Source organism: Cytophaga hutchinsonii ATCC 33406 (assembly GCF_000014145.1).
Classification (GTDB): Bacteria; Bacteroidota; Bacteroidia; order Cytophagales; family Cytophagaceae; genus Cytophaga; species Cytophaga hutchinsonii.
In genome coordinates this window covers 866617-887573 of sequence record NC_008255.1, presented here as the reverse complement: position 1 = coordinate 887573, position 20957 = coordinate 866617, and the positions used below count along the sequence as shown (strand labels likewise).

The 20957-nt window shown below is 38.6% G+C and carries 18 protein-coding genes; 7 read left to right on the top strand and 11 right to left on the bottom strand.

Translation table 11 applies throughout. From position 1 onward, the window contains the following. Nucleotides 1-216: 216 nt before the first annotated feature. A complete protein-coding gene (locus CHU_RS03850; RefSeq protein ID WP_011584187.1) occupies nucleotides 217-1428 on the top strand; it encodes a pyridoxal phosphate-dependent aminotransferase in 1212 nt (403 codons plus the stop codon). Next, nucleotides 1407-2423: a bifunctional ADP-heptose synthase gene (locus CHU_RS03845; RefSeq protein WP_011584186.1), complete on the top strand. Its 1017-nt coding sequence runs from the start codon at nucleotides 1407-1409 to the stop codon at nucleotides 2421-2423. Before CHU_RS03850 ends, CHU_RS03845 begins: the two co-directional genes overlap by 22 nt. A gap of 174 nt (nucleotides 2424-2597) precedes the next feature. On the opposite strand, the gene CHU_RS03840 is transcribed toward CHU_RS03845, so the two are convergent. From CHU_RS03840 to CHU_RS03830, 3 genes are read right to left on the bottom strand one after another with little or no spacing between them, the layout of a single operon-like run. Then, nucleotides 2598-4205 (bottom strand): leucine-rich repeat domain-containing protein, encoded by a 1608-nt coding sequence (locus CHU_RS03840; RefSeq protein ID WP_011584185.1) that lies wholly within the window; start codon nucleotides 4203-4205, stop codon nucleotides 2598-2600. Next, complete coding sequence (locus CHU_RS03835) at nucleotides 4205-5299, bottom strand: gliding motility-associated C-terminal domain-containing protein (protein ID WP_011584184.1); 1095 nt, start codon at nucleotides 5297-5299, stop codon at nucleotides 4205-4207. The genes CHU_RS03840 and CHU_RS03835 overlap by 1 nt, the downstream gene beginning before the upstream one ends. Continuing rightward, complete coding sequence (locus tag CHU_RS03830) at nucleotides 5296-5874, bottom strand: RNA polymerase sigma factor (RefSeq protein ID WP_011584183.1); 579 nt, start codon at nucleotides 5872-5874, stop codon at nucleotides 5296-5298. The genes CHU_RS03835 and CHU_RS03830 overlap by 4 nt, the downstream gene beginning before the upstream one ends. Nucleotides 5875-5961: 87 nt before the next feature. Between CHU_RS03830 and CHU_RS03825 the strand changes: the two genes are divergently transcribed. Both CHU_RS03825 and CHU_RS03820 read left to right on the top strand, forming a co-directional pair. Then, a complete protein-coding gene (locus CHU_RS03825; protein ID WP_041932173.1) occupies nucleotides 5962-6840 on the top strand; it encodes a PorP/SprF family type IX secretion system membrane protein in 879 nt (292 codons plus the stop codon). Nucleotides 6841-7023: 183 nt separating this feature from the next. Continuing rightward, nucleotides 7024-9213, top strand: coding sequence for a glycoside hydrolase family 9 protein (locus CHU_RS03820; protein ID WP_041932172.1), 2190 nt, complete (start codon nucleotides 7024-7026; stop codon nucleotides 9211-9213). A gap of 112 nt (nucleotides 9214-9325) precedes the next feature. On the opposite strand, the gene CHU_RS03815 is transcribed toward CHU_RS03820, so the two are convergent. The 4 genes from CHU_RS03815 to hemE all read right to left on the bottom strand — a co-directional run bounded on the left by CHU_RS03815 (nucleotide 9326) and on the right by hemE (nucleotide 12589). After that, nucleotides 9326-9658, bottom strand: a complete 333-nt coding sequence (locus CHU_RS03815; protein WP_041932171.1) for a DUF6984 family protein — start codon at nucleotides 9656-9658, stop codon at nucleotides 9326-9328. A gap of 86 nt (nucleotides 9659-9744) precedes the next feature. After that, nucleotides 9745-10590 carry a DMT family transporter gene (locus tag CHU_RS03810; protein WP_011584179.1) on the bottom strand — a complete coding sequence of 282 codons (846 nt, stop codon included), beginning with the start codon at nucleotides 10588-10590 and terminating at the stop codon, nucleotides 9745-9747. 25 nt (nucleotides 10591-10615) lie between these two features. Then, nucleotides 10616-11548 (bottom strand): CPBP family intramembrane glutamic endopeptidase, encoded by a 933-nt coding sequence (locus CHU_RS03805; RefSeq protein WP_011584178.1) that lies wholly within the window; start codon nucleotides 11546-11548, stop codon nucleotides 10616-10618. A gap of 6 nt (nucleotides 11549-11554) precedes the next feature. Next, the gene (gene hemE, locus CHU_RS03800; protein WP_011584177.1) at nucleotides 11555-12589 is read right to left on the bottom strand and encodes a uroporphyrinogen decarboxylase; all 1035 of its coding nucleotides are present in this window, start codon (nucleotides 12587-12589) and stop codon (nucleotides 11555-11557) included. Nucleotides 12590-12884: 295 nt separating this feature from the next. Between hemE and CHU_RS03795 the strand changes: the two genes are divergently transcribed. Continuing rightward, a complete protein-coding gene (locus CHU_RS03795; RefSeq protein WP_011584176.1) occupies nucleotides 12885-14342 on the top strand; it encodes a sugar MFS transporter in 1458 nt (485 codons plus the stop codon). Nucleotides 14343-14492: 150 nt separating this feature from the next. Here the strand turns inward: CHU_RS03795 and CHU_RS03790 are convergent, their stop codons facing one another. From CHU_RS03790 to CHU_RS03780, 3 genes are all read right to left on the bottom strand, one after another. Further along, nucleotides 14493-15413, bottom strand: coding sequence for a hypothetical protein (locus CHU_RS03790; protein WP_011584175.1), 921 nt, complete (start codon nucleotides 15411-15413; stop codon nucleotides 14493-14495). Next, on the bottom strand, nucleotides 15413-15736 hold the full coding sequence (locus CHU_RS03785) for a hypothetical protein (RefSeq protein ID WP_148206039.1): 324 nt from the start codon (nucleotides 15734-15736) through the stop codon (nucleotides 15413-15415). Before CHU_RS03785 ends, CHU_RS03790 begins: the two co-directional genes overlap by 1 nt. A 275-nt stretch (nucleotides 15737-16011) precedes the next feature. Beyond that, nucleotides 16012-17178 (bottom strand): tetratricopeptide repeat protein, encoded by a 1167-nt coding sequence (locus tag CHU_RS03780; RefSeq protein ID WP_143143973.1) that lies wholly within the window; start codon nucleotides 17176-17178, stop codon nucleotides 16012-16014. A 252-nt stretch (nucleotides 17179-17430) separates the two neighbouring features. Here CHU_RS03780 and CHU_RS03775 point away from each other — a divergent pair, with 252 nt between their 5' ends. Together CHU_RS03775 and CHU_RS19915 are read left to right on the top strand one after the other, a co-directional pair. Further along, nucleotides 17431-18078 carry a phospholipase A gene (locus CHU_RS03775; RefSeq protein ID WP_011584172.1) on the top strand — a complete coding sequence of 216 codons (648 nt, stop codon included), beginning with the start codon at nucleotides 17431-17433 and terminating at the stop codon, nucleotides 18076-18078. Continuing rightward, complete coding sequence (locus CHU_RS19915) at nucleotides 18051-18251, top strand: phospholipase A (RefSeq protein WP_081428673.1); 201 nt, start codon at nucleotides 18051-18053, stop codon at nucleotides 18249-18251. The genes CHU_RS03775 and CHU_RS19915 overlap by 28 nt, the downstream gene beginning before the upstream one ends. Nucleotides 18252-18300: 49 nt before the next feature. Here the strand turns inward: CHU_RS19915 and CHU_RS03770 are convergent, their stop codons facing one another. After that, complete coding sequence (locus tag CHU_RS03770) at nucleotides 18301-20760, bottom strand: T9SS type A sorting domain-containing protein (RefSeq protein ID WP_011584171.1); 2460 nt, start codon at nucleotides 20758-20760, stop codon at nucleotides 18301-18303. Nucleotides 20761-20957 lie beyond the last annotated feature (197 nt).

Genomic DNA, 20957 nt, shown 5'->3' with positions numbered 1-20957 from the left:
TTTTCAGGTTACTTTCATTACTGTACCTGTAATTAGGTAAATTAGCTGCAGTCGTTTTAAAAAGGAGTTAAAACATTAAATTAAAATACTGTAAATCTACACATTAACAATATCCGATCCGCTTTTTTGATTGTAAAACTTTCCTTTCCCGATAGCGGTTAAACCAACAAAAATCCTTAATTTTACGACCGCTTAAAAAATTATTTAACAAATCACATGACAACAATTACGAATCCTCAAACGCTTTCAACGGTTGTAAATTCTTTATCGGAATCTGAAACCTTAGCGATGACAAAAAAAGCAAGAGAACTAGCGTCTCAGGGCAATAAGGTAATAAGCTTAAGTGTTGGAGAGCCAGACTTCAAGACACCGCAGCATGTTATGGATGCAGCTAAGAAGGCGATCGATGAAGGATATCACTCATATAGCCCGGTTGCAGGTTTTGCTGATTTGCGCGCTGCTATTGCTGAAAAATTAGTTAAAGAAAATAATATTAACGTTACAGCTGAAAACATTGTTGTATCTACAGGTGCAAAACAATCGTTGGCAAATGTTATTCAGGCTATTGTTGACAAAGGTCAGGAAGTAATCATCCTTGCTCCGTACTGGGTAAGTTATTCTGAAATGGTAAAATTAGCAGAAGGAAAATCTGTGATCTTAACCGGAACAATCGAAAACGATTTCAAAGTAACCGCTGCAGAAATTGCAAAAGCGATTACTCCTAAAACACGTGCGATCATGTATTCTTCTCCATGTAACCCTTCAGGTTCTGTGTATTCAGAAAAAGAATTACGTGAGATCGGTGAATTATTAAAACAAAATCCGCAGATCGTTGCTATTGCCGATGAGATCTACGAATACATCAACTTTGAAGGTAAAAACTTCAGCCTTGGTTCTATTGACGAAATCAAAGATCAGGTAGTTACTGTAAACGGTTTCTCTAAAGGTTTTGCTATGACTGGCTGGAGACTGGGTTACATTGCTGCGCCAAAATACATTGCTGCTGCAACGGAGAAATTACAGGGACAGGTTACTTCAGGTACATGCTCTATCACACAACGTGCGGGCTTAGCTGCGTTACAAGGTGATTTATCTGCACCATTGAAAATGAAAGAAGCATACTTAAGAAGACGTGACCTGATCATTGACCTGTTAAAAGAAATTCCAGGTTTGAAAATCAACAAACCTGCCGGTGCATTCTACATCTTCCCGGATGTTAGTGCATATTTAGGTAAATCAGTAAACGGACAGGTAATTAAAACGTCCAGCGATTTATCTATGTTTATCCTGAATGATGCATTCGTATCTACAGTAGGTGGCGATTCATTTGGTTCTCCAAATAACATTCGTATCTCATTTGCTGCATCTGACGAAAACATCATTGAAGCGATCAAACGTATTAAAGAATGCTTAGCAAAACTAAAGTAATTGAATACCATACAGCGGAAGACCTTTTTAAGGTCTTCCGTACTTTTAATGTATTGATCATCGGTGATGTGATGATCGATTCCTATTTATGGGGAAAAGTAGAACGTATTTCTCCGGAAGCACCGGTGCCCATCCTTCAGGTTGAAAAAAGAGAGATCAGACCCGGCGGTGCAGCAAATGTTGCGCTGAACATTAAATCATTGGGCGCTACTCCCCTTCTATGCGGCTTAGTGGGCGATGATAAAGATGGCGCTGATTTTTTAAAAATACTTGAAGACAATCAATTACCAACAGAAGGCATTGTTTCCAGCAAAGACCGTGTAACAACAATCAAGCACCGGATCATTTCAAATGCACACCACATGCTGCGTGTAGATCAGGAAGATGACCGCGTAACAAACACGGCTGAATTAGCTTTATTAAAAACACGTATCGATTCACTGATTGACAAAGCACAGGTGATCATTTTTGAAGATTATGATAAAGGTGTCTTAAGCGAAGAACTGATCGCATACGTAACAGATAAAGCAAATGCGCAAGGCATACCAACGGTGGTAGATCCGAAGAAGCGTAATTTTTTACAGTATAAAAACTGCAGCTTATTTAAGCCAAACAGAAAAGAATTAAAAGAAGGCATTAAAACCGATGCGAATTTAAACGACAGCAAACAGCTTGAACAAACCGTTGAAGAGTTAATTCGTTTGTTAACGTGCGACAGTGTTTTAATTACGCTATCTGAAAAAGGTGTTTACTGGACAGACAGCTCAGAGCATTTACACATACCGGCACACCATAGAGAAATTGCTGACGTATCAGGCGCTGGCGATACGGTTATCAGTGTAGCTGCGCTATGCGCGGCAGCACGCACGAAACCAGCCATCCTGGCGGCATTATCTAATCTCTCCGGAGGATTGGTATGCGAACAGGTTGGTGTAGTACCTATTGACAAAAAATTATTGCAACAGGAAGCAGAAAAGCTGAAAATCATTCAGTAATAAATAACTGCTTATTTATAAAGAAAAGACCCGCATTCAATTGAATGCGGGTCTTTTCTTTATAAATGGGATACTAAAATTTTTATAAGATTTCTATGTAAACGATATGCGCTCAAACACAGCAAAAATTCCGTTTAGAAATCCTATAGATTTCTCTCTGCACATCTTATAAACTCAATACAGTACACTGATGTAGATCCGGTCTTTGCCGCCATTTACCACAATGATGTAATACCCTGCCTGTACCAGTCCATTCGGGCCATAGCCATTCCATTCGTAGGGTAATTTTACTTTTTTTACTTCCCTCCCGTTCTTATCATAAATAATGGCATTGCCTGAACCGGGAATAAAATAGGTATCCATGTCGCCATCTCCATTCGGGGTCATGAACACTTCTTTACAATCTACATAAGGCATCTCAATCAATGGCAGGTAATCTACCACACAGCCTGGTATAAATTCAATCTGTAATTGATAGGCAGTATCAACCAGGCCAGTAATATTGCCCGACTGATAATATTCGTTGGAGCCAAATGATGTGCTTGTTAAGATATAGGTTGTTTCTGGCGGAACATACCCGTGTACGTCTATGTTCACAGCTCCTGCATTGCCGCAGTCTTTTTTAGAAGCAGTGTATGTGATGTCTGCTGACACCGGACACGGATTAAAGCGAACCAGGATTGAATCCGTTGTTAATGTGAGATTCGGAATGGATGGGTGTTTAATTTTAGCATACAGGTAACGTTTGGATACGCCCGTTCCGTTTGCGGAAGTTATAACCGCGGCATCACCTACTGCCACAGAGGCACTGCCTTCAAACCATTCATACGTTACATTACTTAACGTTTTATCAATGTTTGTATGAATATCTACTGACTGACTATAATATGCATCAATTGTATCTGCAATGGGTATCCGCAGCATCGGTGTGCAATCAAACGCAGTTGAAAAATTCGCCCGTGTTGTGTACGGATACAAATCTTCAAACGTAAAATAGTTATTGTATAACTTCACGGTTGTTAAGTTATAGTCCAGAATATTTGGTATATCCTTCAGGAAATTATTATCCAGGGCAACGATTGTAAGAGCTGTATTGGCCGACAAATCAGGTGTCTGGGTTAATTTATTTGTACCGGCATTTAACCGCTTCAGTTTTGTCAGATTTTTTAAGGATGGCAGTGCGGTAAGTTTATTGGACCAGCAGATTAACTCTTCTAGATTTACATTGAGGGAAAGATCCGGAAGTTGCGTCAATGCGTTTTCACCAACATCTAATTTTAACAGCGAAGGCACAACAGACAAGGGCGACAGACTGGTTAATTTATTTTTTGAAATAATGATTTCTTCAATGATGGGATTATTGCCAAACAAGGGCATTTGTGTTAATTCATTTTCATACAGCAATACCGTTTTTAATTTCTGCATGCCTGCAAAATCGGGCATTGTAGCTAATTTATTATTGTAAATATGCACCGTCTCAAGATTCGTCATGGGCAATAAGGACGGAATAGAAACAATGTTATTATTAATGGCACTGATCTTGGTAACTTTAGAAAAATATTGAATTCCCTCCAGATTTGTGATGCCTGAATTGCCGCAGGAAATATTTCCTGTAACCTGCGCTGCAATGCTGGTCACAAGCTGGTCTGATGTATTTATGGTTTGTGGAAAATTGTTTTTTAAAAATGCTAAAAAAGCAGCATCCGGTATTGATACTGTCTGCTGCCCATATCCTGTTATGGAAGTCAGAAAAAATACAATATGTATGATTACCTTTTTCATTATTGAACAATTGTAACAGAACCTCTTTTGACTGTTCCGTCCGAATATTTTAGTACAAAGATATAATAACCCGGCAGTATTTGATTACCCGAACCAGATCCATTCCATTCTGCTTCTGTTTGCGACTCTATTGTGGTCTGGTAATACAGCACCCCGCCTTTATTGAAAATTTCCAGATGCCCGTCTGAATGGTACTTATCAATCTGCCATTTCTCCCCTATAAACGGATTAAATGAATAATCAATGGCACATTCCTTTTCTTCAATGCGGATGTTTGAAAACTCCTGAACACAATTATTTGCGTCTGTTACAACGGCCTGATACGTCCCTTTCGCCAGTTCGCCATTCCGGATCCAGTCTGTTGACTTTGCTGAAAAAGTTACCGTATATGGTTTTGTTCCGCCTTGAATATTCTGAACCAGAATATTACCGTTGGCGGTATGTGCACAGGTAGGGGTCGTTTTTATCAGTGCCTGAATTTTTACGTTTGCACACGGATCAGCCTTTGTAGTATGCTGTATAATTTCTTTTTCTTTTGAATCAACAGGTTGCGCAATCTTTTTTTCAGGAACAGCTGAAGTTGCTGTATCCACAGTATGTACCGTACGTTCAAGCAGATTCCGCTGCTGCTCGATCTGCTGAATGGACTGTTTATGAAATCCATTATCCGATGAAACAGCTGTGTGCTGTTCGGTACGCTCTAAAGACGTTACAGGAGTTACAGCATTTTTTTCCTGTCCGTTTATCTGTGCCGGATTTGCTGTATCCCCGGCCTCACGTTGCTTTGTTTCAGATATATTACTGCTGCGTATAAAAACAGCAACACCAACACTTATAATAACTGCTGCCAGAGCCAGTAATAAATATTTTTTTATTGAACGGGAATCTTTTGTTTTTTCTTCCTGCAGAATATTTTTTACTGAAAGCAAACGTTGTTCCACAATCAAGGCATTAGCCATTGCGTGTTTTTCAACTTCAGCTTTTAAAGCAGCATTTGCGGATAGTTCCTGTTCAAAAGCAGTTACATCTGCCTGGTTCAGCTCTCCGTTTAAATAAGCTTCAATCTTGTAATATGTTTCAGCATCAAAGCTCATTTTCTTCTTAATTGATTGATCAAAGCAGGATTTTCATCTATTTGTTTCAGTAGTTTTTCTTTACAGCGTTTCAGCTGCATTTTAACAGCACTAACCGAATTAAAATCCATGCGTATCATAATATCTTCTAACAACAGGCTTGAGTATGTAGTGTAGGTCAACAATTCAATGCACTTTTCACCTATCGGATTAAATAACTTCCGGATGATGTTTTCGTCTGCATGTACAATCAACGTTTCTGTAAATTCATCGTAAACAGGCTCTTCAAACTTTTCAATTTCATCAACAAAAACAATTTTACTGTTCTTCTTTGCCTTATTCACCCATTTATAAATACAGATCTTATACAGGTAACCAAACACTTTGTATTTCTGATCATATGTTTTAAGCATGATCTGTTTATAAAACAATAAAAGAGCATCCTGAAAGACATCCTGCGCATCGTCCTTCTTGCCGGAATTACGTACAATATAGCGTTCAACCAAGGGGTATACCTTCTTATACAATAGCGGTACAACCTCCCGGTCCTTTCCCTTATTAATCAGGGAGACTATATCTTCTTCTTTAATACTCACTCCTTGAATTAATATACATTTGCAAAATAAATAAGTAACGAAATTTAAATAAATTAATATATTTTTGAAGAAACCGACCGTATTTTCATGACTTTGATTCGCCTTGTTTGTTTGGGTTTAAGCAGCATGTTATTCTATCTGCCTGTAACAGGGCAGAATACTGCTGTATATCCGGATCAATTCGGCGCTTATTTCAATAACATGCATCTGGTTACACCTTCTTATTTCCCCAAAGATGTAAAGGTTAATCTAAGTCTTTCGTACAAGAGCCGTACTGGAGCATTAAACAAGATATCGACCTTTAATGTTGCGTTTACACGCGTATTTAATCACACCAAACCTACCAATCATTTAATCCGAATCTATTTTTACAATGAAAAAGATGGCCCGTATATTCACCGTCCCAGAGCGTACATAAATTACGGATATAAAATTGCATTAAGTAAACAGGTGAATATTGCGGCCGGGGCCGCTTTTGGCTTTGCGCAGACAGCCTTTACAGCTCCGTCTTCAACGGCAAACGGCAACTCAATTTCACCGGATGCATCGATCGGATTAAGTTTGCAGGTAAAAAATTTTGAAGCCGGATTTTCTGTGTGCCAGCTGTTAAACTCCGAAGTAAATCCGGTGGTTGCGCCAATCATATACCGGCGTTATTACAACACGTATCTTTCTTACCATGCTGATCTGTCTCCTTTTATAAAGCTGAAATCAGGCATGCTGTGGCGGGCCTTGCCTACCTATGATGATGATCTGAATATTTACAGCATGCTGGAATATAAGGAAACAATTTCTTTTGGCGGCTGCTACCGCTATAATAAAAATTTCAGTTTCGTTGTATCTACAAACATTCATATTGGTAAAGAAAGCATCTTACTTTCTTTTGTATACAATACACCTTTTTTTACAAAACTTCCGGCCTGGACCGACTCTGTTGAACTTAACGGCGGCTATAATTTTTATTAGTTTTTTTTCTAATTAAATAGATTTCAATTCAACATTCGGAATTTTAAATGTTTTTCCTGTAGAAATTGTACCCATTTTTTAATTTTTTCCTTATATAAATAATTATTTAAATCCTATTTATATGAAAAAACGTAACTTAAGTTAATACGGTTTATGTGCAACCGTCCATTAAAAAAATCCTCTATGATTAAACTAAAAACACTTTCATTTACCGCATTGCTTTTTGTAGCAGGCTTATTTGCCCATGCTCAGTCGTTCAGTCCCTATATTGTTGTTGACCAGTTTGGTTATCTGCCCCTGGCAACAAAAGTAGCCGTTATCAGAGACCCGCATGTGGGCTTTGACGCTGCTGATGCCTTTACACCGGGCACTTCGTATGCGTTGATTGATGCTACAAACAATGCTGCTGTATTCACAGGTACACCTGCCGCCTGGAAAAATGGTTTTGTGGATACAACATCCGGAGATAAAGCCTGGTGGTTTGATTTTACTTCTTATACAACTCCCGGTAAATATTATGTGAAGGATGTAACAAACAATGCACGTTCAGCAGAGTTTGTAATCAGCACAACAGTTTATAAAGATGTATTGAAAGCCGCTATGCGTATGCTGTATTATCAGCGCTCCAGCTTTGCAAAAACAGAGCCTTATGCAGGAACAGGATGGACAGACGCAGCAAGTCACCTTAAACCTTTGCAGGATAAAAATGCGCAGTTATACAATAATAAAACAAGTGCCACGGAGAAAGATTTACACGGCGGCTGGTATGACGCAGGTGATCTGAATAAATATACATCATGGACTGCAAACTATGTCATTACATTGTTAACTGCCTACCAGGAAAACCCTGCTGCCTTTACTGATGATTATAATATACCTGAATCGGGGAATGGAATTCCGGATATCATTGACGAAGTGAAATGGGGCCTGGAGCATTTACTGCGCATGCAGCAAAGCAATGGATCCTGTTTATCTGTATTGAGTTCAGCAGGTGCCAGTCCGCCGTCTTCTGCTACGGGTCAAAGTTTATATGGCCCAGCTACAACAAATGCTACATTAAAATGTGCCCAAGCATTTGCACTGGCTGCTAACGTATACAAACAAGTTGATCCCGTATTATATGCGACATTTGCTACAACTTTGCAGACAAAAGCGATTGCAGCCTGGAACTGGGCAGGTGCAAATCCGAATGTGACATTCAATAATAACTCTGACAGCAACGGATCTAAAGGTTTAGCAGCAGGCAATCAGGAAACAAATGATTTAGGAAGAAAAACATCCAGGCTTGGTGCTGCTTTATATTTATATGACTTAACGGGAGAAGCTTCGTATCTGAATTATTTTAATTCAAATTATAAAGACATGCCTCTTGTAGCATGGTACAACGGTATCAGTCAATATTTTCTTGAATCACAAAGCCTTCAATTATATTATCTTTCACTACCCGGCATAAGCAGTACTGTTGCTCAGGACATACGTTCCAGAACAAAAATTGCTATTTATAATTCCCGTGATTTTGCTGATGCACTTACTTCAGAACTCGATCCGTACAGAGCATTCATCCGTGATTATAACTGGGGTTCCAACCAATACAAATCAAATTATGGAAATTTATTCTGGGAATTAAATGAATATACTATTGATAATGCAGGCAACAATGAATTGTATCTGAAAGCTGCGGAAGAATATCTGCATTACATTCATGGTGTCAATCCGCTTCAGTTGGTATACTTAACAAACATGAGCAGTTATGGTGCTGAGAAAAGTGTGAATGAAATGTATCATACATGGTTTGCGGATGGAAGTGCTAAGTGGGACCGTGTTGGCACATCAACATACGGCCCGCCTCCGGGCTTTTTAATGGGTGGTGCAAACAACAGTTATGATTGGGATGATTGCTGCTATTCATCTTGCGGATCGCCAGGGAATACAGCTATTTGCACCTCTACAACGCTGCCTAAAGAACAGCCGAAACAAAAATCATACAAAGACTTTAATACAAACTGGCCACTGAATTCATGGCAGTTAACTGAAACAAGTTTAGGCTACCAGACAGCTTACATCCGTTTGTTATCTAAGTTTGTTAATAATTCCAATATTACAACCGGTTTATTATCTTCTGCAAAAGCTCCGGGTATTCAGCTGAGGCCAAACCCAACGCAGGATCTGGTAACAATTGAATTCCCCTCATCTTTGGCTACATCTGATATGATCCATGTTGAGCTATATGATCTGACAGGTAAAAAAGTATTTACGAAAGACATTGAAAACAACAGTTCTATTTCTACTGTTGCACTTGAAAACGGTGTATATGTACTGAAAGTAAATCAGGATGGATTAATGTATACAGAACGTATTGTAAAAATCAAGTAACTGAAAATAAGATTATTCAACACCACTAAAAATAATCAGACCAATTCACAATAAACAGAAAAGCCCTGTATGAGATACATACAGGGCTTTTCTGTTTATTGTGTACCTGGGTTTATTCTGCAAACAACAGATCCGCAGGTTTAGGATAAACAACCAGTCTGGAAAAATCAGATTTCCAGAAATCCAGATCCAGCAATTGGTTGTGCTGATCTTTAGTAAGAGAAATCACAACCGGAATTTTATCTGCATCTGTGTATTCGGCCTGAATCAGATCGCTGTCGTATAAATCTGTATTCGGATTATTTAAGTTTATGCTACCCATTCCAAAAGCGCCGTATTCTTCAACTTCTTCGGGAATGATGTATGTGGGGCTTGCCGGAATTTTTGTCAGCAGGAATTCGATCAATATTTTTTCTTCTGTACGTATCTGTCTTCTATTATTCATATTTAAAATAACACGTTGGATTTACCGGCAAGTTAAAAAAAAATCAATAAATCAAAAGTCTGTGCCAAATTGATCTGCGCAGATTTTCATCCTTTCGTATACAACGTTAATCCAGCAGAACACAAGGCAATTCCTATTAGCTCCTGTACGGATAAGCGTTCGTTTAAGAATACAAATGCCAATACTGCTGTTACAGCAGGCACATAGGATAAGAATACCGACATGGTACCGGAGCCCAGCTTACTAACGGAATACGTGATCAGCAGCAAGGCTGCAATACTTACTAAAACACCTTGATACGTCATTTGAAGGACTACATCCTGCCAGGGAGTATTCAGGATCTGTGATGGGAATAAAAGCCAGATAGGCAAAAACAAAACGGCGTTAATAAGGGGTACAAATGCAATGACATCTTTCATGCCGTAGCCCCAGCGTTTTGTAGCAGCCATGTATGTTGAAAACACAATAGCCGCCGAAAGTAACGAAGCAATACCCAACATCGCTTCTGAAGAAAAGCCATTGCTCTGATTCATCATGATCAGGTTTGCAATGAGTAAAATAAAGATCGCTGCGTATTTAATTTTAGATACATGTTCTTTAAACCAGAATAGCGTAAAGAATAACCCGATCACCGGCAGCATGCCATTTACCAATACGCCGGCGTTGGCTGCTTTAATCGTTTTCAATCCTATAAATGAAAGCATGGTATAAGGGAATCCGCAGCCCAACGCAACGATCAATACCTGTCCCCATTTAACATGTTTCCAATTGTATGCTAAACTGAATGGCAGCGTTAACAATGCAGCCGTACCAAAACGCAATAGTGTAATATCATAAGGTGTGAGTGCCGTCTGCACACCCATTCTCGACAAGGTGATCCAGCCCGACCAGATGCAGACTACTAAAACAGCGGCAATAATTGCTTTAAACATCTTCTTCGCTTAAAATTAAAATCCTTTATAGCTGCTGAGCAAAACTTGCTGCTTCCATCATAAACGCGATACCCATATGTATGAATATGCCGCCGTATAAGGACTGTGTACGTAACGATAAAATTCCTAAAACAGTTCCTCCCACAAATGAACTTATTGTTTCAAGCATGGGCTTTCCAAAATGGAACGTACAATATACTGTTGCTACCGCGAGAACACATTCAACGCCCATGTATGTATATAATACATGAATCATACATCCGCGGAACATCAATTCAATGTTCACAAAATCCAGCAGATATTGTGACTCAAAAACTGCTACCTGCTGCCAGTAAGCTCCGGGCAATTGATCCTTCATATTACTCATGGAATAGATCGGATAAGATGCCTGAAAATCTTTTGTAAACGAAACCGCAATGATCAGCGGCATCATGATCACAAACATCATAAAGAGGTACGGCTTTATATCAACCTTCGAAAAAGCCAGTCCATAAAAATTTTTATTCTCCCGTTCAAGAAAAATATAGTAAAGTGCAATAGGTAAAAAATAGGTCAGAAACCGGACAGTATGATTCAGTGTACGTTTGGCATAGTATCTGAGATATTCATTTTCAATACCGCTCACCCACTGCTTTTGCAGGTTAAATGCCTGTTCAAAAGCCATGATACATGGGAACAGAAAAAGCACAAACAAAAACTTTTTATCCTGAAGTAACTGCCGTTTATCGAATAGCACTATGTATACTGTAACGGCGTAATAGAGCGGAACAGCATAATACACAAAGCACAGAAAAAAATAAACGGGTTGGCCTTTGAACGAATCTACTATCGAACTTTCAAAATCGAAATAATAATTCAATGCTATGGCCGGAAATAAAAAAAGCAACACATACATCATATATGTTGCTTTTAACTCAAAGCACACGTAATGCGCTAAGAGCTGGTATATTTTCTTCATGGAAGATTATTTTTTAACACCGAATTCCTTTACGGCATCCACAAAACATTTCACTTTTGTTTTATCTGTGTCCGGATACAAGCCATGACCCAGGTTTGCAATGTGGCTTTGCGTGCCAAATGCATCCAGCATTTCTTTTGCCTTCACACGGATCTGTTCTTCGGATAAATACAATGCACAAGGATCCATATTGCCTTGTAATGTTTTATGCGGACCAATAATTTTTTTTGATTCCCCAATATCCATATTCCAGTCCAGGCCAACCGTTTCGCAGGGGAAGTTGTTGAAATCTTCACGCACAAAAAAAGCACCTTTCGAAAATACTGTTCGGGGCACCTGAGGTACAGCTTCACATATCTGTTTGATGTAGCGCAAAGAGAATTCGCGGTATTGATCCGGAGGTAAAACGCCTGCCCAGGAATCAAAGATCTGATACATGGCAGCTCCAGCCTGAACTTGACGTTTTAAATACGCAATTGTAGCCAGTGTAATTTTTTCTAATAAGCGGTGTGCAAGCACAGGTTCTGTATATAAGAAACGGCGGGCCTTAGAGAATGTCTTAGAACCCTGCCCTTCGATCATGTACGCAAGAATGGTAAACGGAGCTCCGGCAAAACCAATTAACGGCACACGTCCGTTCAATTCTTTTACAGCAAGCTCAATCGCATCATAGACATACGTTAAATGATCGGCTGCATCTGTTGCCAGCAAGGCATCAATATCAGCAGCCGAAGTAATTACCTTTGGGAAAAACGGTCCTTTGCTTTCCTGCATTTCATAAGGTAAACCCATTGCTTCGGGAATGACAAGAATATCAGAGAAGATAATGGCGGCGTCTACGCCTAATATGTCCACGGGCTGAATAGTAACCTCCGCCGCTAAGGCAGGTGTGGTGCATAATTCAATAAATCCGCTTAATTTTTCACGAACGGCACGGTATTCCGGAAGTATTCTTCCTGCCTGGCGCATCAGCCAAACGGGAGTACGTTCAACAGCTTCTCCGCGGGCAGCTCTTAATATTAAATCATTTTGGTATTGCATGGTGCAAGTTAAGGCTAAGGAGTACTATTTGCAATGCCTAAAAAAATGTACTTTACAATCTAAAAAAATATTTTCAATTCGTCCTCTTGTTAAAATCTTATTGTATTGGACAACAAAAAAATACAACAGCTTATATGACAAGCATATAGTAAAACAAACGGATTTATATATCTTATTTTTTTAGTACGTGCCCTATTTATTAAACCGTTTCAGATTGCAAATACTTTGTTCATCCTGTTAAAAATGGTAATTTGCTTAACTTAAATATAAATTAACCAAGTAACCGAACTGATTTATGGCCGCAATTGGAGCTCCAGTAGAAAATAGAACATCCACTAATCACGACAATAAAAATTACACTTTTCCATTAATTGTAATTACCACATTATTTTTTATGTGGGGCTTTATTACCTGCTTAAATGATATTCTGATTCCAAAATTCAAAGGGCATTTTGATTTACTGGGATGGCAGGCTATGCTGGTGCAGTCAGCATTTTTCAGTGCATTCTTTCTTGTTTCATTATTATATTTCATCGTATCTGCATTAGGCTTTGATCTTATTTCAAAAATAGGTTACAAAAATGCAATCATTGTTGGTTTGGGTGTTTCAGGCATTGGCTGTTTATTATTTATTCCTGCTGCTGACAACGAAAGTTTTAATTCATTCCTTGGAGCGTTATTTGTATTGGCTTCGGGTATTACAATTCTTCAAATGGGCGCTAACCCATACGTGGCGCTACTTGGCGCACCTCAGGGTAGTTCTGCCCGGTTAAATATGACCCAGGCTTTTAACTCTCTTGGTACAACTGTCGCTCCGGTTATCGGCGGCATGCTGATCTTCAAAGCAAGTTCTTCAGCGGTTGAAAAATCACTGGAGTCTGTAAAGCATCCATACATTGGTTTAGCAGTAGCCTTATTTGTATTAGCAGCAATCATTGCTGTAGTACCGCTTCCTAAATTATCCGGTAATGACGGCGAGGCGGAGCAAAAAGGAATTGGTGCGTACAAGTATTTACATTTATTATTAGGTGTTGGCTGTATCTTCTTTTATGTAGGCGGCGAAGTATCTATCGGTTCAGCAATCATCAATTACCTTGAACTTGAAAAAATTGCTGGCTTAACTCCTGAAAAAGCAGATAAATATTTATCGTTCTATTGGGGAGGTGCCATGATCGGCCGTTTCTTCGGTGCAATTTTCTTAAATGAAACAACAGACATTAAAAAACACGGTGTAATGCTTGCCGGTATTATGTTGCTTTCTTATATCCTTGGAACATTCTTAATGAACAAAGATATTTTATTGCATGGTGAAAATATGCCGATGGATTTTACGACCCCCATTTACTTCACAGGTATTACGCTCTTAAATTTAGCAGCTTTCTATTATGGTAAAAATAAACCAGGCTTTACATTAGGTTTGTTTGCTGGTATTGTTTGTTTCTTACTTGCTGTTACCATGTTTGCAAGCGGATCTATTGCTATGTGGGCGGTGTTATCAATCGGCTTGTTCAACTCTATTATGTTCCCTACCATCTTTACATTAGCGATTAAAGATCTTGGTGTAGATACCGGCCAGGGAGCTTCTTTGTTGGTAATGGCTATTGTAGGCGGTGCTATTATTCCTCCGCTTCAGGGTTTACTTTATGGCGAGGCTAACAGCGGTTTACAGACGTCATTCATTGTTCCGTTGATTTGTTATGTATACATCATGTATTATGGTTTTGTAGGGTCAAAACCTAAGAGATTAAGCTAATACATCGGATCAGATAAAAAATTAAAAGCGAAGAGGCTGCTATATATAGCAGCCTCTTCGCTTTTAATACCTGCCGGAAAAATGTACGGTTGTTTATATAGTCAGCATATTTTTTATATGCTGACTAAAGGCTGCGTTTCCCCGGTTCGCCTATTTGAGATCTGATTTTTTATAGCTGTGATCGGTAGCCGGGAAAATACACGGAATACGTATTGGATCACATACCGGATTACAGGTTACAAAAATCACACTCCGTTTCCTTCTTTTTTTGTTTTGCAGATACGTTCTTGAAAAATATAAAAACGGACAATCAATAATTTCATCCATCGGTTCAAAATGTTCCGGCCTGTAATATGCCTTATATAAAGCCTTTGCATCGGCGGTAATACCTATATTAATTACGGCACCATATTTTAACCATCTATTTTCAATTGCATAGCCGAACATTGCCTTGCCGATATGAACAACAATAAACACGGAATCCATTCCCTGTTCAATAAAAAAATCATTCTCTTTGCGTATATAAGTCAATGTATCTCTGGAATAAGTAATTTGTTCAACAGGCAGTAGTGTGTCAATTTGTTTTGTCTTTATTAGCTGATGAAACGTTACAAAATAATCGTCCCGCCTTACGTCTTCTGTGTAAACGGCAAAGGTATATTTATATGGTGGGTTAATTTTTTCACTGCAGGTATCCAGTAGTGCTAAGCGCTGCGTTCTCAAGCTATCTGCATACAGATTAGTAAAATAAAATACGGTAGAATTCTGCAGCGAATCATCGGCCGACCGAAGTGGTGTAATGATAAGCCTGTCGCCCGTTTGCGGAATACGCTGATATGTTACGGTCGCGGAATCGCCTGTATAGGTTTTCAATTCCAGTAATCTACTTCCTCTTGCTACTAAGACTTCAAAAAAAAGTATACCCTCAGAATGAATCACAATGTTGTTGGAAGGAGTTGCTTCCTGAAGCAAAATCAATGAATCTGTTTTCCCGTCTACTGTAATGCGGTGCTGCTGAGCAGCGGCAGTATATATGGTAAAAGCTGCTATCAGAGACAATACAAACCGCATCACTTATTCCAGATTAAAAAGTCACATTTTGGTTTGTCAGCCGGGAGATTTGAATTTAAAATTGCTACGATCTTATCGGCAACCGGATGGTCTGCATTGTGTAATACAAAACGCCGTTCAATAGAATCTGTTTCAATGGTCAGATATTGAATTACTCCGCTACTGATAGTTGTATTCGTAGCATACGTAACTGTATCCGGAACTTGTTGAATCAATTGAATGATTGAATCAATCGAAGCCTTGCGTAACGAACCAACACATATTGTATCTGTTTTATGAATTTCTTCCCTGGGTAGAAATATGGATGCAGTCCAATAATTCATACATTCATTTGTATAAACATAAGAAACTCCAATCACCTGTATAGCCGGAAATTTGCATTGGTTGTTAGAGCCCCCCCCCTGCATTTTATATAAAAGTGAAAAAGCAGACAAATTCTTTACATCATCTTTTTGCGCATAACACACAGTTAATATAAAGAACATAAAATATATAAGTAAACACTGCTTCATAATCTATTGTACATTGTCAGATACAAAAAATGTTACTAAAATGAGCATGGTGCTTTACGCTGCTCATTTTAGTGATTCAATACGCATTACTGAATCAAATATTTTGTTATATACGTACGGATGCGCTCCTTGTTATTTTTGGCGAAATCAATAAACTGATCGTATTCATCGTAATGGTAGAGCGATATAAAAACATAACAATCCAGATATCCTTCGTCTGCCATTTTTTTAGCAAACGCCAGTTCCTGCGGCACAACCAAATTGCTGGCTAACATTTTTTCCCAGCTGTACACTTCCATGTAATGCGCTTTTGTTAAGCTATTGGATTTAACAATAACACCATTCGTATCGCAGTATGTTTTTATTTCTCCCCGTGCCTGCTGATATGCCTTCCATGTTTCGTTAGTGGTTACAAGCTGTGTACCGGCATAGGTATTAACATTGCATCCGCGTTTTATCCAATGCCGGTCAAATGTACGGCCCGTTTTAGCATACAGGGATTCAACTTTTTCGAACATACTTTCATCCGGATATACTGTAATTGCATTAATCGATTCTTGTATGGCTTCATCGTATTGTTTTGAATCGCGCAACGCATCTACCAGGTATTTTCTGGGTTCCAGCAAATCACCATGCATTTGGATACCTTGTTTAAAATAGTAAATCGCACTATCCATTTTTTTCATGTGCCAATGTGTATCTCCCAAATAGATCAATGCTTTGTAGTAAGAAGGATCCAGCTTACATGCATTCTGATAATGCAGTTTTGCGTTTGGATAATCCTTTTCTGAAAAATATTTTTCTGCACTATTGAATTCTTTTTTTGCCGTGTCAGCTACCGCTGTGTCCGGATAATAATCTACCAGATACGCCCGTAAAACCATGGAAGCGGTTGTACTGCGTGAATTCAATTCTGCTTGTTTTGATTTCTCAATCAAATCCCGGTAGCACACAGAAGGGCTGGTATATTTTTTAATTTTTGCTTTAGATCCACCCAGGCTTTGCAGCAACAAGAGTGTTAATGCATCTTCCTGTTGCTGCTCTGCATATTCATACCGGTATTTATACATCTGTACAAGCAAGTCCCAGTTATCTTCGGATGGATCTTCCTGAGTTGCAGCTTCCATTTTTTTAATACCATCATCAATTTTGCCGCTATTAAATGTTTTAAGAGCTGATTCAACTTTTTTACTTTGCTGTGCAAAAACAAAGATGCTCTGAACTAAAAAGAACACTACTAAAAACTTTTTCATACGTAACATTTAAATCATTTATAAAATTGAACACACTTAAAAAATTGGGTTTCTAAATGTATCGAAAAGTTTGGAATTTGCAATAATCCAAGTATTTATATGAAGTACTTATCATTTTACACAAAAGCCAAGACTATTTAAATGTATTTATCGAACAAGATGGCTTTGTTAAAAAAAGCTAGTAATTTAGTTTGAATGAAAATAATTTGTACAAAAGGATTACCGAAGGCCTGCCTGAAATCTGTTCTGTCAATGAAAAATATCCGGGCGGCTTGTGTATTACTTTTATTGCCGGTCAGCGTGTGTTTTGGACAGGCAAAAAAAATACCGCGCGATTCTATTACCCGTATCCTGAAAAGCCAGCCTTCCTTTTCCGTTTATAAAGACAATTATTTTATAACCGGTACAACGGTAGAAGAAAAACCCTCGAACTATAATTCCGACATTAAAATGCAGATCAGCTTTAAGCAGCGCTTAAGCAATTCTGTTATGCCGTTCAAAAGTTATTTGTATTTAACCTACACACAAAAATCGTTCTGGAAAATCTATCAGCACTCAAGTCCGTTTGAGGAAACCATTTTTAATCCCGGTATTGGTTTGGGGAAATTCATCTTTAAGGAAGGCCGGCATATTGGCTTCGGTACCTTGCAGCTGGAACATGAATCCAACGGAACCGACAGTATATTTTCCAGAAGCTGGAACTCGTTATCTGTAAGTTACCTGGCAATTATGTCTGAAAAATTTTCAATACTCGGAAAATTCTGGATACCTTTTTCTCTTTCAGATAATACAAACCTTACCAATTATATTGGATATGGAGAAATAACACTCGACTGGGAATTTGTAAAGAACAAATTTGATGCAAACATCATATTCGCAAGGGGGCACAATTCGATTTAAAAGGAAGCATACAGACAAATATTTATTATAACCCGTTAAAAAATGCGAACCAATATTTTTACCTGCAGATCTTTAATGGTTATGCAGAAAATCTAATCAATTACGATCAGCTTACCAATATGATCCGGTTAGGAATCTGTATCCGGCCAAACAACAGAATATTCAAGCATTAAAAAAGCATATGATCTAATCATATGCTTTTTAATACTTATTCGTTCGTATTTAATTTTTGATCACTTTTTTTGTAGTAATGATTGTTCCTTCCTTGTTGTAGAACAACATCATATACATTCCATTGCTTACACTGCTTACATTGATCTCTGCATCATCCGCCCCCTGCAGCACAACAGTACCTACCTGATCAATCATTTCATATTTATTATAGGCACAGCCTTTAACATACAGAATATCTCTGGCAGGGTTAGGGTATAGAATCAAATGTACATCAGTCTCTGCTTGTACTTCGATCGGTGTTGTTGTGTTATTTACAACAAATGAACAGGTAGAAGTAATAATTCCATCTGTTGAAGTTAACGTAACCGTCATATTGTTTGCCGCACGTGTACCTGGCGCAGGCGTTTGCGTAATGGTCGGAATACCCTCGCAAAAGCCTGTAACAGCAGCATCTTTTGCATAGTCCGGCAATACCATACCCACAGGCAGCTGCTGGTTTCCTGGACATTGAATGCTATTTACCACTTCAATCAAAAACACACAGGTACTTGTATTGTTATTTTTATCCCGTGCAGTTATCGTAACGGTTGTATTTGTTTTAACGGGAGATCCGGGCGCAGGTGACTGCGTTACAGCAGGTGTTGCATCTATATTATCTGTAACCGTTACAGCAGACGTAAAATTAAGCAGCGCTCCGCAGCCTTGTTTTTTATTTGCCGGACAGCCCGTTATAACCGGAGCTTCTGTATCTGCAGCTACTGTCAGGGTTGTTACATTATCTAATTTATAAATCTCACCCGTATTTCCTTTTTCATCTTCAAAATACAGATAAACGTCATATGCTGTACCACTGGCTAAACCGGTTAATACGTTATTGATGTTAATTGAAGTTGCTGCGGCAGCAAATTCTCCATGCTGTATAGAACCTGTACCGCTGGCGATAACAGACTGCTGCGTAACAGCAGAAGCTGCGCCGCCGTATACCGCATATTTTATCTTGCCCTTTTCTTTTGTATTAACCTGAAGCGTAAAACCCGAAGATGTTATGTTCAATGCTTTTGGATAATCAGTCGTTAAGGGCAACGCATAATGATCGCCGCCGAACACTATATATACAATACCAAAGGTTCCGTTATTTATCCCGCTATTCCCTACTATAAAATCTGGTATGCCGTCTCCGTTAATATCTCCGCCCCCGCTCATTTGCCTGCCGGTATTTGATTGGTTCATATTAAGAAATTTAAATCCTTTCGTTCCATTTAGGCCCGCCGGATCAAGCGTTGCACCAAAACCTGTTTTAGAACCATATACAACCCAGTTTTCATTATTGTATGCTGAAACAATAAAATCATTTACACCGTCCTGATTTATATCACCAATACCTGCTGCTGTCTGCAAAAAACTATTACTTACAAAACCCACAGCTGGGTTTAACGCAATTTCGTTATCAATAACGGCCGGAAATGCACTCTTCGAACCAAAAATCACACTTCTAAATGAAAAGCAATCATCTATTTCATCACCGTTAATATCTCCTAATGCTGCAACTGAGGCTAAAAAATTTCCATTGTTTTGATTATTTATAGCAAAGCCATCCGTACCGTTCACCGCTTTTAGATTAATCAATGCAGTATACGGACCTGGCTTACCAAAAAATACATACGTTTTTTGAGACGTAACATATGAGTCAAACCAAATTCCTACAATTACATCATCATACCCGTCAGCATTGACATCACCTGCAGGCGAAACAAAAAATGCGGATATATTTCCATCAATTTCTCCCAATCTGAAACCTCTTGTACCATCCAGCCAGGCAGCATCAATGCTTGCAGGAAAGTTTGATTTTTTACCGAAAAGAATATAGGTTTCTCCGGACCACGCATATTGTCCCATAATAATATCCTGAACGCCGTCTCCGTTTACGTCTCCTGCTCCTTTTACTTCACCTATACCACTTCCATTAAAAATAAACCCATTGCTTCCATTTATATCATTGATCGTAATGATTGAAGGAAAAGCCCCTGTCTTCCCATATAAAAACATATGCTTTGAACCTTCTGAACTTAATGAAACATCATCAATTCCATCACCATTGATATCTCCAAGCCTGCCAATTGTTTTTCCGCGTCTTTCGTCTTCTGCAATACCAATCACTTTAAATCCGTTGCCGCCATTTAATGTATTGAGATCAAACGCGGCAGGAAAGGGAATGGATGATCCAAAAATAATATATGCGACGCCGGCGAGCTCCAGAGAAGGATTGCCGTATTGTGTGCTTACGCAGATATCATCAAGTCCATCGTTATTAATATCGCCGATAATACTGACTTCGTTTCCCAGATAATCTTTGGCGTTTACTCCTTTAATGCTGAAACCATTCGCACCGTTTAGTGTATTCGGATTAAACACAGCCGGGTAATTCTGAGCATTGCCTGTAAAAAAGCCAAAGGCATACAGGAATAACAGAGCAATGGTAAAGATTCTTTTTAAAAGTATCGCTAGCATATTTAAAATAGTGATTAGTGAAAAACTGACCTGCAATAAAATAAAAAATGATGTAAACGTTCTGACCGTTAAAACTGATATTCTGACCGTTTACTAAATATCTGTTATTGAAACCGGGTTTATAAAATATGAACACCATAAAACAAAAAAAGCCCATGAATCAGGTCATGAGCTTTTATTGAATATTATAAAAGCAG

What these genes read in the sequence shown, in the direction of transcription:
- CHU_RS03795 (WP_011584176.1), top strand. Translation starts at nt 12,885, where the DNA reads ATGGCCGCAATTGGAGCTCCAGTAGAAAATAGAACATCCACTAATCAC.
- CHU_RS03780 (WP_143143973.1), bottom strand. Translation starts at nt 17,178, where the DNA reads ATGAAAAAGTTTTTAGTAGTGTTCTTTTTAGTTCAGAGCATCTTTGTT.
- hemE (WP_011584177.1), bottom strand. Translation starts at nt 12,589, where the DNA reads ATGCAATACCAAAATGATTTAATATTAAGAGCTGCCCGCGGAGAAGCT.
- CHU_RS03850 (WP_011584187.1), top strand. Translation starts at nt 217, where the DNA reads ATGACAACAATTACGAATCCTCAAACGCTTTCAACGGTTGTAAATTCT.
- CHU_RS03810 (WP_011584179.1), bottom strand. Translation starts at nt 10,590, where the DNA reads ATGTTTAAAGCAATTATTGCCGCTGTTTTAGTAGTCTGCATCTGGTCG.
- CHU_RS03845 (WP_011584186.1), top strand. Translation starts at nt 1,407, where the DNA reads ATGCTTAGCAAAACTAAAGTAATTGAATACCATACAGCGGAAGACCTT.
- CHU_RS03835 (WP_011584184.1), bottom strand. Translation starts at nt 5,299, where the DNA reads ATGAGCTTTGATGCTGAAACATATTACAAGATTGAAGCTTATTTAAAC.
- CHU_RS03775 (WP_011584172.1), top strand. Translation starts at nt 17,431, where the DNA reads ATGAAAAATATCCGGGCGGCTTGTGTATTACTTTTATTGCCGGTCAGC.
- CHU_RS03840 (WP_011584185.1), bottom strand. Translation starts at nt 4,205, where the DNA reads ATGAAAAAGGTAATCATACATATTGTATTTTTTCTGACTTCCATAACA.
- CHU_RS03820 (WP_041932172.1), top strand. Translation starts at nt 7,024, where the DNA reads ATGATTAAACTAAAAACACTTTCATTTACCGCATTGCTTTTTGTAGCA.
- CHU_RS03790 (WP_011584175.1), bottom strand. Translation starts at nt 15,413, where the DNA reads ATGCGGTTTGTATTGTCTCTGATAGCAGCTTTTACCATATATACTGCC.
- CHU_RS03785 (WP_148206039.1), bottom strand. Translation starts at nt 15,736, where the DNA reads ATGAATTATTGGACTGCATCCATATTTCTACCCAGGGAAGAAATTCAT.
- CHU_RS03770 (WP_011584171.1), bottom strand. Translation starts at nt 20,760, where the DNA reads ATGCTAGCGATACTTTTAAAAAGAATCTTTACCATTGCTCTGTTATTC.
- CHU_RS03825 (WP_041932173.1), top strand. Translation starts at nt 5,962, where the DNA reads ATGACTTTGATTCGCCTTGTTTGTTTGGGTTTAAGCAGCATGTTATTC.
- CHU_RS03815 (WP_041932171.1), bottom strand. Translation starts at nt 9,658, where the DNA reads ATGAATAATAGAAGACAGATACGTACAGAAGAAAAAATATTGATCGAA.
- CHU_RS03805 (WP_011584178.1), bottom strand. Translation starts at nt 11,548, where the DNA reads ATGAAGAAAATATACCAGCTCTTAGCGCATTACGTGTGCTTTGAGTTA.